Below are 10923 nucleotides of genomic sequence, written 5' to 3' on the forward strand. Positions count from 1 at the left end.
CGAATGGCTCCTATGCTAATTCCAAAAAGTTATTTATTTTCTGTTTCTTAGATCATCTAGCCTTCTTGCCATCCATCACACCGATTGCCTGACAAGAGGTTCGACCATGATCCCGCACGCTCCACTGCGCCTGCTCGCCGCCCTGACCCTCGCCGGCACCAGCTGGTTCGCCCAGGCCGCCGACCTTACCGTCGCCTACCAGACCACCGTCGACCCGGCCAAGGTGGCCCAGGTCGATGGCGACTACGAAAAAGCCAGTAAGGCCAGCATCGACTGGCGCAAGTTCGATAACGGCGCCGATGTGATCACTGCGGTAGCCAGCGGCGATGTGCAGATCGGCTACCTGGGCTCCAGCCCGCTGGCCGCAGCCGCCACCCGCAAGCTGCCGGTGGAAACATTCCTGATCGCCACCCAGATCGGCGCCGGCGAAGCGCTGGTCGCCCGCGACAGCATCAAGACCCCACAAGACCTGATCGGCAAGAAAGTCGCCGTGCCCTTTGTTTCCACCGGCCACTACAGCCTACTGGCCGCGCTGAAGAGCTGGAACATCGACCCGTCCAAGGTGCAGATCCTCAACCTCGCCCCACCGGCGATCATCGCTGCCTGGAAGCGCGGCGACATCGACGCCACCTACGTTTGGGACCCCGCCCTGGGTGTGGCCAAGGAAAACGGCAAGGTGCTGATCACCTCCGGAGAGTTGGCCGAGAAAGGCGCACCGACCTTCGATGCCTGGATCGTGCGCAAGGACTTCGCCGACAAGCACCCCGACGTGGTCAAAGCGTTTGCCAAGGTCACCCTCGACGCCTACGCCGACTATCGCAAAGACCCGCAGGCCTGGCTTGCCAACAAGGACAACGTGGCCAAGCTGGTGAAGCTGTCCGGTGCCAAGGCCAGTGATATTCCTGTTCTGTTGCAAGGCAACGTCTACCCGCTGGCCGCCGACCAGGCCAACGCCCTGGGCGCACCGACCACTCAAGCGCTGACCGACACCGCCACCTTCCTCAAGCAGCAAGGCAAGGTCGACGCCGTGCTGCCGGACTATTCGGCCTACGTCAGCGCCAAGTTCTTGCCCAATTGATCCGGAGCCCGTCATGGCCTTGCTAGAACTGGAGCGCATCAGCGCACAGTACCCCGGCGCCAGCACCCCTGTGCTGGCCGACATCAACCTCAGCCTGGGCCCAGGCCAGCTGCTTGTAGCGCTGGGTCCCTCCGGCAGCGGCAAGACGTCCCTGCTCAACCTGATCGCAGGCTTCGTCGCCCCCAGCGGCGGGCGCATCACCCTTGACGGCGTGCCGGTGCAAGGCCCCGGCGCCGAACGCGGCGTGGTGTTTCAGGACGATGCCCTGCTGCCGTGGCAGAACGTGCTGGGCAATGTCGCCTTCGGCTTGGAGCTGGGCGGTGTAGCCCGCGGCGAGCGAGAGGCCAAGGCACGGGAAATGCTGGCACTGGTCGATCTGGATGGCTTTGGCGAGCGGCGCATCTGGCAACTGTCCGGTGGCCAGAAGCAGCGTGTGGGCCTGGCCCGCGCGCTGGCGGCCGACCCAAGGGTGCTGCTGATGGACGAGCCGTTCGGCGCCCTCGACGCGTTCACTCGCGAGCAGATGCAGGAACTGTTGCTGCAAGTCTGGCAGCGCACCGCCAAACCGGTGTTCCTGATCACTCACGACATCGAGGAGGCCGTATTCCTTGCTACCGAACTGGTGCTGCTGGCCCCCGACCCAGGCCGTGTGGTCGAGCGCCTGCAGCTGGACTTCGGCCAACGTTATGCCGCTGGCGAATCGGCCCGGGCAATAAAGTCTGACCCTCGCTTCATTGAAACCCGCGAGCATGTGCTGGCGCGGGTTTTCTCCCAACGCCAAAGCCTGCAGGAGCACGCATGAGCAGCCTTGATCTGCTGGTCGCCAGCAAGCGCGACAGCCAAGCCCGGCCCGTTGAAAAAGCGCGCCGCCAGCTCGCCACCCGCTGGATCAGCACGCTAACCCTGGCCAGCCTGCTGCTGGTCTGGTGGCTGGTGACCGCCGCCGGCTGGATCGAGCCACTGTTCCTGCCTGCACCCGGTGACATCCTGGCCAAAGCCTGGAGCTTGCTCACCCAAGGCTACATGGACGCCAGCCTGTGGCAACACCTGGGCGCGAGCCTGGGCCGCATCGGCCTGGCGCTGGTTGCCGCGACCCTGACTGCCATCCCGGTCGGAATCGCCATCGGCTACAACCGTGTGGCTCGCGGCATCCTCGATCCACTGATCGAGTTCTACCGCCCCATACCGCCACTGGCCTACCTGCCACTGATCGTCATCTGGTGCGGTATCGGCGAGCTGTCCAAGGTACTGCTGATCTACTTGGCAATCTTCGCCCCGATCGCCATCGCCACGGCCACCGGCGTGCGCACCGTCGACCCGGCCAGATTGCGCGCTGCGCAATCGCTGGGGGCGACCAAGGTGCAACTGATCCGCCACGTAATCCTGCCCAGCGCCCTGCCCGACATACTCACCGGCATCCGTATCGGCCTGGGTGTGGGCTGGTCGACCCTTGTAGCCGCCGAGCTGATCGCTGCCACTAGCGGCCTGGGCTTCATGGTGCAGTCGGCGGCGCAGTTTCTGGTGACCGACGTGGTGGTGCTGGGCATCCTGCTGATCGCCCTGATCGCCTTCGCCCTGGAGATGGGCCTGCGCGCCCTGCAGCGCAAGCTGGTGCCCTGGCATGGGCAAAGCCACTGACCGATTGCGGACTGACCACGCCGGCTACCCGGCGCCTGGAGTGAGAAAAGACATGAGCCTGACCGTTACCCCCCTCAGCCCGGCCCTCGGCGCCCAGATCAGCGGCGTGGACATCAGCCGCGAGATTACCGTCGAGCAGCGCGACGCCATCGAGCAGGCACTGCTCCAACACCAGGTGCTGTTCTTCCGGGACCAGCCGATCACACCCGAGCAGCAAGCGCACTTTGCCGCGCGCTTCGGCGACCTGCACATCCACCCGATCTACCCCAACGTACCGCAAACCCCGCAGGTGCTGATCCTCGACACCGCGGTCACCGACGTACGCGATAATGCCGTGTGGCACACCGACGTGACCTTCCTGCCGACCCCGGCGCTGGGTGCGGTGCTCAGTGCCAAGCAGTTGCCGGCCTATGGCGGCGATACCTTGTGGGCCAGCGGCATTGCCGCTTTCCAAGCCCTGTCGGCACCCCTGCGCGAGATGCTCGATGGCCTGACTGCAATGCACGATTTCACCAAATCGTTCCCGCTCGAGCGCTTTGGCACTACGCCTGAAGACCTGGCGCGCTGGGAAGCGACCCGGCGCAACAACCCGCCGCTGTCACACCCGGTTATTCGTACGCACCCGGTGAGCGGCCGCAAGGCGTTGTTCGTCAATGAAGGGTTCACCACGCGGATCAATGAGCTGAGCGAGCTGGAGAGTGAAGCATTGCTCAAGCTGCTGTTCGCCCATGCGACGCGGCCGGAGTTCAGCATTCGCTGGCGTTGGCAGGAGAACGACGTGGCGTTCTGGGACAACCGCGTCACTCAGCATTTTGCGGTGGATGATTACCGGCCGAACCGGCGGGTGATGCATCGGGCGACCATCCTGGGGGATGCGCCGTTCTGAAAGAACCTTGGGAGGCCTTTGGCCTCCTTTCGCGACACAAGGCCGCTCCTACAGGCAATCGCGTATCCCTGTTGGAGCGGCCTTGTGTCGCGAAAGGGCCGCACTGCGGCCCCGGCGGTCTAGCGGACCAGATGCAAGAACTGCATATGCCGCTCGTACTGGTCGAGGATGTCGTTGATGATCTGCTCCTTGCTGTAGCCCACCAGGTCGTAGTTCTGGCTGCCCTCGCTAAGGTGCACCTCCGCCCGGTAATAACGGCGGTTCTTCAAATCCTGCGTCCCCAACCCACCCAGCGCGAACGACGGCGTGAAATACCCACGCATCTGCACCTGATAGATGAACGGCTGCTCTTCACCATGGCCCACTTTCAGGCTGACGTTGTCATGGCTGGGGTCGTCCTGGGTCACCAGTACCAGGCCTTTCTGCTCGAACACCTCGCGCACATCGGCAATCGCCGGGCGCACCACGTCGTCCATGAAGCGGTACACCTCATCGCGTGACGGGAAGTGCACCGCCTGGCTCAAGCGCTGGCGCCAACCACCACGGCCACGGCGGGACTGCGCGAACGGTGCCAGCGAATGCAACTGGGCGATCTGGCGCTGCGACTCCAGGTAGAACGCCTTATGCAGCCCCCACATCATGCACAGCAGGATCAACGAGAACGGCAGCGAGGTCAGCACCACCGCCGATTTGAGCGAGTCGATGCTGCCGGCGAACAGCAGGCTGCTAGTGATCAGCGCAGTCATCGCGCCCCAGAAGATCCGCAACCAGTTCGGCCCGTCTTCATCAGCACCGCCATCCTTGGCGGACAAGGTCGAGAGCACCACCGTGCCCGAGTCCGCCGATGTGACGAAGAACACGAAGCTGATGAACACCGTCACCGCGATGACGGCCTTGCTCCACGGGTAGGTCTCCAGCAGCAGGTACAGGCTCATCGACGGGTTATCGATGGCCGACTGGCCGAGCGCGGTCATGCCGTGGTTCAGCACCTGGTCCAGCGCGCTGTTGCCGAAGATCGACATCCACGCCAGGGTGAAGCCCAGCGGGATCAGCAGCACGCCGAAGACGAATTCACGGATGGTGCGGCCACGCGAGATACGGGCGATGAACAGCCCCACGAAAGGCGCCCAGGCAATCCACCAGGCCCAGTAGAACACCGTCCAGCCACCCAGCCAGTCACGGTTTTCGCCGTAGGCATAAACGTCGAAGCTCTTGCGTGGCAGGGCGCCAAGGTAATCGCCAAGGTTCTGGATCAGGGTATTGAACAGGTGCTGGGTGGGCCCGGCGAACAGCACGAACAGCAGCAGGGCACAGGCCAGGAACAGGTTGATGTCGCTCATCACCCGAACACCCTTCTCTACCCCCGCAACCGCTACAGCCACCGCAGCGCCCATCATCAGGACGATGAGCGCGATCTGCACCCATTGGCTATGGCTGATGCCGAAAAGGTAGTCGAGGCCGGCATTGAGGTGCAGCACCCCGAAGCCCATGTCAGCGCCAAGGCCGAACACCGTGGCGATGATGCCGAAACCGTCTACCGCGTAGCCGATCGGCCCGTTGATACGCTTGCCGATCAGCGGATACAGCGCCGAACGCAAAGCCAACGGCAGGTTGTGGCGATAGGCGAAATAGGCCAGCGCCATGCCGACGAAGGCAAACACGCCCCAGCCATGCAGGCCCCAGTGCAGGAACAGTATCTGCATCGCCTGGCGCCCGGCCTCCGCCGTGCCCGCCTCACCTTGGGGGGGCTGGAGCATGTGGGTCAGGGGTTCGGAAACGCAGAAGAAGAACAGGGTGATGCTGATACCGGCGGCGAACAACATGCCGGCCCACGACAGGTAGCTGAACTCGGGTTCGTCGTGGTCGGCACCGAGCTTGATCTTGCCGTAGCCGGACAAGGCGGTGACCACCACGAAGACCAGGTACAGGGTCATGGCCAGCATGTAGTACCAGCCGACCGTATTGGCCGCCCAGTTCTGCGCAGCCAAGAGCCAGTCGCCCGCTGCTTGAGGTTGGGCGATGACCACCAGGCCGAAGATGAGTATGAAGCTTGCCGCAAAATAGAACACCGGAGGGTTCATGCGGATCTGGCTGTTGGAAGAGGTCGGTGCACTCATTGGGCATGCACCTCGTCGATTGACGTGAGGTTCGGAATGAACGGGTTCAGCAAAGGAATCCTCCTGTTGAACACCGGCAGCGGACCAGCGTTTTTTCGTTGAACAAGCGTTCAAGTTAAACATGGATCGGGATTCGATGCGACCCGGGCTGCTGATCGGCGCATTCCTGCACCGGCATAAGGCCGGTACAGGCTGTGGAGAATTCAGGTCAATTCTTGCCCTGGCAATCCAACTGTAGATTGGCCTGGGTAATGTTGCTTTCGGCCGGCACACTCCGGGTTAGCCACACATTGCCGCCGATGGTCGAACCTTTGCCGATGGTGATCCTTCCCAGGATGGTCGCCCCCGCATAGATCACAACATCGTCCTCAACGATCGGGTGGCGTGCCAGGCCTTTGTGCAACGTACCCGACTCATCGCTCGGGAAGCGCTTGGCGCCAAGGGTCACCGCCTGGTAGATGCGCACACGCTCACCGATGATTGCAGTCTCGCCGATCACCACACCGGTACCGTGGTCGATGAAGAAGCTCGGGCCGATCTGCGCGCCCGGGTGGATATCGATACCCGTGGCCGAATGCGCCAGCTCCGAACAGATGCGCGCCAACAATGGTAAACCGGCCTGGTACAAATGGTGGGCCAGTCGGTGATGGATGATGGCGAGTATGCCCGGATAGCACAGCAGCACTTCGTCGACGCTGCGCGCTGCCGGGTCACCGTGGTAGGCGGCGAGCACATCGGTGTCGAGCAGCACGCGCAGGCCTGGCAGGGCGGCGGCAAAATCCTGGATCAGGCGCAGTGCCTGGGCATCGACGGCGGCCAGGTCAGCGTTGCTCTGGCGCGCGGCATAGCGCAGTTCCAGGCGTGCCTGGGCCAGCAACGCGGTCAGCGCGGCGTCGAGGGTGTGGCCAACGTAGAAGTCCTCGCTCTCTTCGCGCAGGTCTACCGGGCCAAGGCGCATCGGAAACAGCGCACCGCATAGCTGCTCGAGGACCTGCCGAATGGCCTCGCGCGAAGGCAGTTCGCGCCCGCCCTGCTCGCCAATGCTGCGGCCATTGCGGCTGCGCCACTGCTCACGGGCGCTGCGCAGGCCGCTGACAATACTGTGCAACTGCCAATGCGCGGATGAAGGTTGTTCGCTCACGGTGCTCTCCTGCCAGGGCCAATCAGATAGTTTGCAATCCACTTTACGGCAAATCAGCCCCTTGGAAAAAACAACGCTTTATTCCATCCTGCGCTAAGTCGGGCATAAGCCGCGATGACGGACCCGGCATCGTCGCCTACCCTCAAAGCAGCCAAAACCCGGCACAGATCAAAAAGGAAATAACAAAATAAGTTTTTATTATTTCCTGGCCTATGAAGCCAACCCTATAGTCGCCACCCACCACTTCCACAACAAGCGCGGGGCCTGACATGTCGAAATTCGCCAAACCGCTTCTCAATGCCAGCCTGGCCATCCTGCTGGGCACCGGTCTGTTCAGCCAGGCATTCGCCGGCGAGCAACTGAAAACCATCCAGGAAAAAGGCGTGATCAACGTCGGCCTCGAGGGCACCTACCCGCCGTTCAGCTTCCAGGATGAAAACGGCAAGCTCGCCGGCTTCGAGGTCGAGTTTTCGGAACTGCTGGCCAAGGAGCTGGGCGTCAAGGCCAAGATCCAGCCGACCAAATGGGATGGCATCCTTGCAGCGCTGGAATCCAAGCGCCTGGACGTGGTGGTCAACCAAGTGACCATCTCCGAGGAGCGCAAGAAGAAGTATGACTTCTCCGAGCCCTACACCGTCTCCGGCATCCAGGCGCTGATCCTGAAGAAAAAAGCCGAGCAGTTGAACATCAAGACCGCGCAGGACCTGGCCGGCAAGAAGGTCGGTGTGGGCCTGGGCACCAATTACGAACAGTGGGTGAAGCAGGACGTTCCGAACGCTGAAGTGCGCACCTACGAAGATGACCCGAGCAAGTTCGCCGACCTGCGCAACGGCCGTATCGACGCCATCCTGATCGACCGCCTGGCCGCCCTGGAATACGCGCAAAAAGCCAAGGACACCGAGCTTGCAGGCGACGCCTTCTCGCGCCTGGAAAGCGGCGTGGCCCTGCGCAAGGGTGAGCCGGAGCTGCTGGCGGCCATAGACAAGGCCATCGACAAGCTCAAGGCCGATGGCACCCTGGCCAAGCTGTCCGAGAAATACTTCGGTGCCGATGTCACCAAATGATCGCTGAAAGCCTGCAACTCGTTGTCGATTCCGCGCCCTTCCTGCTGAAGGGCGCGGGCTATACAGTGCTGCTGAGTGTCGGCGGTATGTTCTTCGGCCTGGTGCTGGGTTTTGCCCTGGCACTGATGCGCCTGTCGAAGATCCTGCCGCTGGACTGGCTGGCACGCATCTATGTGTCGTTCTTCCGGGGCACACCGCTGCTGGTGCAGTTGTTCGTGATCTACTTCGGCATGCCGCAGATCGGTATCGAGCTCGACCCGATCCCGGCCTCGCTGATTGGCCTGTCGCTGAACATGGCAGCGTATATCTGCGAAATCCTACGTGCGGCGATCTCCTCGATCGACCGTGGCCAGTGGGAAGCAGCCGCCAGCATCGGCATGACCCGCACCCAGGCCATGCGCCGGGCGATCCTGCCGCAAGCCCTGCGCACGGCGTTGCCGCCGCTGGGTAACAGCTTCATCTCGCTGGTCAAGGACACTGCCTTGGCGGCGACCATCCAGGTGCCCGAGCTGTTCCGCCAGGCGCAGCTGATTACTGCGCGCACTTTCGAAGTATTCACCATGTACCTGGCCGTTGCGGTGGTCTACTGGATCCTCTGCAGCATCCTCGCGCACTTCCAGAACCGCATGGAAGCGCGGGTCAACCAGCACGACCAGGAGCACTGAAGATGATCGTAGTAGAAGGGCTGACCAAGCAGTTCAAAGGCCAGACCGTGCTCAACGGCATCGACCTGACCGTGCAACCGGGCGAAGTGGTGGCCATCATCGGCCCCAGCGGCTCGGGCAAGACTACCTTCCTGCGTTGCCTCAACCTGCTGGAAACGCCAGACGCCGGGCGCATTCAGATCGGTGCCATCAGCATCGATGCCAACCGCCCGCTTGGTAACCAGCAAAGTGCCATTCGCCGCTTGCGCCAGCAGGCCGGCTTCGTGTTCCAGAGCTTCAACCTGTTCCCTCATCGTACAGCGCTGGAAAACGTCATCGAAGGGCCGGTGATCGTCAAGAAGACGCCCCGCGCCCAAGCCATCGAGCTGGGCCGCAAGCTGCTGGCCAAGGTCGGGCTGGCGGGCAAGGAAGACGCCTACCCCAAACGCCTTTCGGGCGGACAGCAACAGCGCGTTGCCATCGCCCGGGCGCTGGCCATGGAGCCTGAGGTGATCCTGTTCGATGAACCCACCTCGGCGCTCGACCCTGAGTTGGTCGGCGAAGTGCTGTCGACCATCCGCGGCCTGGCGGAAGAAAAGCGCACCATGATCATCGTCACCCACGAGATGAGCTTTGCGCGTGATGTGGCTAACCGGGTGATCTTCTTCGACAAGGGGGTGATCGTCGAGCAGGGCGAGGCCAAGGCGCTGTTTGCCAATCCCAAGGAAGAGCGGACTCGGCAGTTCTTGCGCAAGTTTCTCGGGACTGCGGCTTCCGAATAATCTGCATTCGTTGCACTGCCCCTATCGTCGGCAAGCCGGCGATAGGGGCAGTGCAGTTCACACAAATCCCCACTTCTATATATATTCAAAAATGTTATTTCATAATATTTTAATAGGCCATTAGGGTATATAAACCGGACCACCGGACCAGCAAACGTCAGTCGCCATCAGCTGTAGCGACATATTCAATTTGTGAGGTCAGGAATGGTCAGGATCACACCACCCCCAGTGCGCAACACCAGGGCATCGAGTGCAGCCAAGGAGCGGCACTGATGTCCAGCCAGCCAAATACCCAATTCCACAGCGATCTCGACAGCTCCCCGCAGCTGCTACCGGCGAAAATACTGCGTAACGACGCACAAGCCCTGCAAGCGGCCCGCGAACTTGCCGAGACCGCTCGCCAGCAGGCAGCCCGCCGCGACCAGCAGCGCAAGCTGCCTTGGGCAGAAATCGAACAATTCACCCGTAGCGGCCTGGGCAGCATCAGCGTGCCCAAGGCTTATGGCGGCCCCGACGTCTCGTTCGAAACCATCGCCGAAGTGTTCCGTATCATCAGCGCCGCGGACCCGGCCTTGGGGCAGATCCCACAGAACCAGTTCGGCATTTTGCAACTGCTGCGCCTGACCGCAACACAAGCCCAACAGGCGCTGATCTTCCGCAGCGTGCTGGACGGCTGGCGCATCGGCAACGCCGGGCCTGAGCGTGGCACCAAGGACACCCTGACGCTGAAGGCGAAAATCACCCGCAGCGGCGACGGCTTTCGCATCAGCGGTGAGAAGTTCTATTCCACCGGTGCGCTGTTCGCCCATTGGGTGGCCGTCAAGGCATTGGACGACGACGGCCGCCAGCGCCTGGCCTTTGTCCGCCGCGGCTCCCCCGGGCTGCGCATCGTCGATGACTGGTCAGGCTTCGGGCAGCGCACCACCGCCAGCGGCACCGTACTACTCGATCAGGTACCGGTCGATGCAGACCTGGTGATCGACAACTGGCGCCAGCGCGATATCCCCAATATCCAGGGCGCAGGCTCGCAGCTGATCCAGGCAGCCATCGATGCCGGCATTGCCGAGGCCGCGATTGAAGATGCAATCCGCTTCGTGCGCGAAAAATCGCGCCCGTGGATCGAAGCCAAGGTCGAGCGCGCCAGCGATGACCCCTATGTGATTGCCGACATCGGCCGCCTGAAACTCGAACTGCATGCCGCCGAGGCACTGCTGCGCAAGGCTGCGCGAGTGCTCGATGAAGTCAACGCTGCACCGATCGACGCAGCCGCCGCCGCACGCGCCTCGATTGCGGTGGCCGAGGCCAAGGTGCTGACCACCGAGATATCGCTGCAGGCCAGTGAAAAGTTGTTCGAGCTGGCCGGCAGCCGCGCCACCCTTGCCGAGTTCAACCTCGACCGCCACTGGCGCAACGCCCGGGTGCACACGCTGCATGACCCGGTGCGCTGGAAGTATCACGCGGTGGGCGCTTACCACCTGAACGGCACCCTGCCTGCGCGGCATTCCTGGATCTGATTTCTGGCCTTTCGGGGGAGCAGTCTTGCCCCGCGAATGGGCCGCACAACGGCCCCAGG

Annotated in this window: 10 protein-coding genes; 8 read left to right on the forward strand and 2 right to left on the reverse strand. The window is 62.6% G+C overall.

Annotation, left to right across the window (positions count from 1 at the left end):
- Positions 1-106: 106 nt before the first annotated feature.
- The 4 genes from tauA to tauD are packed head-to-tail and all read left to right on the forward strand — an operon-like array spanning position 107 to position 3602.
- Positions 107-1078 carry a taurine ABC transporter substrate-binding protein gene (gene tauA / locus ACW4TB_RS19980; protein WP_279933362.1) on the forward strand — a complete coding sequence of 324 codons (972 nt, stop codon included), beginning with the start codon at positions 107-109 and terminating at the stop codon, positions 1076-1078.
- A 19-nt stretch (positions 1079-1097) separates the two neighbouring features.
- Positions 1098-1880, forward strand: coding sequence for a taurine ABC transporter ATP-binding subunit (gene tauB, locus ACW4TB_RS19985; RefSeq protein ID WP_455843063.1), 783 nt, complete (start codon positions 1098-1100; stop codon positions 1878-1880).
- On the forward strand, positions 1877-2716 hold the full coding sequence (gene tauC / locus ACW4TB_RS19990) for a taurine ABC transporter permease TauC (RefSeq protein ID WP_012316737.1): 840 nt from the start codon (positions 1877-1879) through the stop codon (positions 2714-2716). The genes tauB and tauC overlap by 4 nt, the downstream gene beginning before the upstream one ends.
- A gap of 52 nt (positions 2717-2768) precedes the next feature.
- Positions 2769-3602, forward strand: coding sequence for a taurine dioxygenase (tauD, locus tag ACW4TB_RS19995; protein WP_012316738.1), 834 nt, complete (start codon positions 2769-2771; stop codon positions 3600-3602).
- 119 nt (positions 3603-3721) lie between these two features.
- On the opposite strand, the gene betT is transcribed toward tauD, so the two are convergent.
- The gene (betT, locus tag ACW4TB_RS20000) at positions 3722-5719 is read right to left on the reverse strand and encodes a choline transporter BetT (RefSeq protein ID WP_012316739.1); all 1998 of its coding nucleotides are present in this window, start codon (positions 5717-5719) and stop codon (positions 3722-3724) included.
- A 208-nt stretch (positions 5720-5927) separates the two neighbouring features.
- Complete coding sequence (epsC, locus tag ACW4TB_RS20005; protein WP_012316740.1) at positions 5928-6860, reverse strand: serine O-acetyltransferase EpsC; 933 nt, start codon at positions 6858-6860, stop codon at positions 5928-5930.
- Positions 6861-7129: 269 nt separating this feature from the next.
- Between epsC and tcyJ the strand changes: the two genes are divergently transcribed.
- The 4 genes from tcyJ to ACW4TB_RS20025 all read left to right on the forward strand — a co-directional run bounded on the left by tcyJ (position 7130) and on the right by ACW4TB_RS20025 (position 10864).
- Complete coding sequence (gene tcyJ / locus ACW4TB_RS20010) at positions 7130-7924, forward strand: cystine ABC transporter substrate-binding protein (protein WP_012316741.1); 795 nt, start codon at positions 7130-7132, stop codon at positions 7922-7924.
- A complete protein-coding gene (gene tcyL, locus ACW4TB_RS20015; protein WP_455843064.1) occupies positions 7924-8589 on the forward strand; it encodes a cystine ABC transporter permease in 666 nt (221 codons plus the stop codon). The genes tcyJ and tcyL overlap by 1 nt, the downstream gene beginning before the upstream one ends.
- 2 nt (positions 8590-8591) lie before the next feature.
- Positions 8592-9350, forward strand: coding sequence for an L-cystine ABC transporter ATP-binding protein TcyN (gene tcyN, locus ACW4TB_RS20020; protein ID WP_254466796.1), 759 nt, complete (start codon positions 8592-8594; stop codon positions 9348-9350).
- Positions 9351-9622: 272 nt separating this feature from the next.
- Entirely contained in the window at positions 9623-10864 is a 1242-nt protein-coding gene (locus ACW4TB_RS20025) for an SfnB family sulfur acquisition oxidoreductase (RefSeq protein ID WP_254466797.1), read from the forward strand.
- The last annotated feature ends 59 nt before the right edge of the window (positions 10865-10923 follow it).

This window comes from Lelliottia jeotgali (assembly GCF_977070485.1).